At 65.8% G+C, this 1,712-nt stretch carries 1 protein-coding gene; it reads left to right on the forward strand.

The genetic code is table 11. From position 1 onward, the window contains the following. Window positions 1-3: 3 nt before the first annotated feature. Window positions 4-1,712: type VI secretion system Vgr family protein (locus AVMA1855_RS26445; protein WP_284427999.1), on the forward strand; the 1,709-nt coding region annotated here is incomplete at its 3' end.

The following is a 1,712-nucleotide window of genomic DNA, read 5'->3' on the forward strand; positions in this document are numbered from 1 at the left end:
CCCATGACACGCCGAGTCACCATCCAGACGCCCCTGGGCGAGCAGTTGCAGTTTCGCCAGCTGCAGGGCAAAGAAGCGCTCTCCGAGTTGTTCTCCTTGGACGTGGACCTGCTGAGCGAGAGCAAATCCATTGACCCCAATGCCCTGCTGGGCAAGAGCGCCACCATCGTGGTGGAGACCGAAGGGGGCGGCACACGCTACCTGGACGGCATCGTCACCCGCTTCGGGCTGCAGGGCCAGGACCACCGCTTCTACACCTACAAGGCCCGCCTGAGCCCCTGGCTGTGGCTGGCCACGCGGCAAAGCGACTTCAAGATCTTCCAGAACAAGACCGTGCCCGACATCATCGAAGAGGTGCTCGGCAAATACGGCTACCCGCTGCAGCGCAAGCTCACCCAGAGCTACCGCACCTGGGACTACTGCGTGCAGTACAACGAGACCGACTGCGCCTTCGTCTCGCGCCTGATGGAGCACGAGGGCATCTACTACTTCCACGAGCACAGCGCCGGCCAGCACGTGCTCACCCTGGCCGACGACATCGTCGCCTCGCACAGCCCGCTCGCGGGCGCGGCCGTCATCCCGTTCTACCCGCCCGAGAAGGCGGCCGTCGCCGACAAGGAGAACATCCACGCCTGGCAATTGGCGCAGGAGATCAAGCCCGGGCGGCACTACAACGACGACTACGACTTCAAGAAACCCAAGGCCGACCTGTCCAACATGCGCCAGACCCCGCCGGGGCATGCGCACGACAGCCACGAGATCTACGAGTGGCCGGGCGGGTACACCGAGTTCGGTGATGGCGAGAACTACGCCCGCTCTCGGCTGCAATCGAGTCTGACCGGGCACAGCACCGTGCGGGGCGAGTCGCGCCACCGGGCACTGGCGCCCGGCTACACCTTCACCCTGGAGAACCACCCGCGCGAGGACCAGAACCAGCAGTACCTGCTGACCGGGCTGGAGTACCACTTCAAGGAAAACCCCCAGGTCAGCGCCGTGGCGCCGGGCACCAAGGGCACGCCGCAGGAGGAGGGCTCGTTCCAGAAGTTCACCCTGCAGGCCCAGCCCACCAGCCTGCCCTACACGCCTGCGCGCACCACCCCGAAGCCCAAGACCACCGGCCCGCAGACCGCGGTGGTGGTGGGCCCGCCGGGCGAGGAGATCTGGACCGACCAGTACGGCCGCGTGAAGGTGCAGTTCCACTGGGACCGCATCGGGGCCATGGACGAGAACTCCAGCTGCTGGGTGCGGGTGTCGCACCCGTGGGCGGGGCTGAACTACGGCAGCATCCACATCCCGCGCATCGGGCAGGAAGTCATCGTGGACTTTTTGAACGGCGATCCGGACTACCCCATCATCACCGGGCGGGTGTACAACGGCATCCAGATGCCGCCGTGGAAGCTGCCGGACAACAAGACGCAGTCGGGCACGCTCACGAACTGGAGCAAGGGCGGGGGCGGGGCGAGCATGCTGCGCTTTGAGGACAAGAAGGGCATCGAGCACCTGGAGCTGTCCAACACCTACGGCAACACGTACCTGAACATGGGGTACCTGATGCACCAGGGCAGCGGCTCGCAGCGCGGGTACGGGTTCGAGCTGCGCACGGACCTGTGGGGGTCGATCCGGGCGGACAAGGGCCTGCTGATCACCACGTATCCGCAGGACTTCACCTCCAAGGTGGCGAGCAACAACCCGGATGGGTTCGATCAGCTGGG

Source organism: Acidovorax sp. SUPP1855, assembly GCF_030158955.1.
In the GTDB taxonomy this organism is placed as follows: Bacteria; Pseudomonadota; Gammaproteobacteria; order Burkholderiales; family Burkholderiaceae_C; genus Paracidovorax.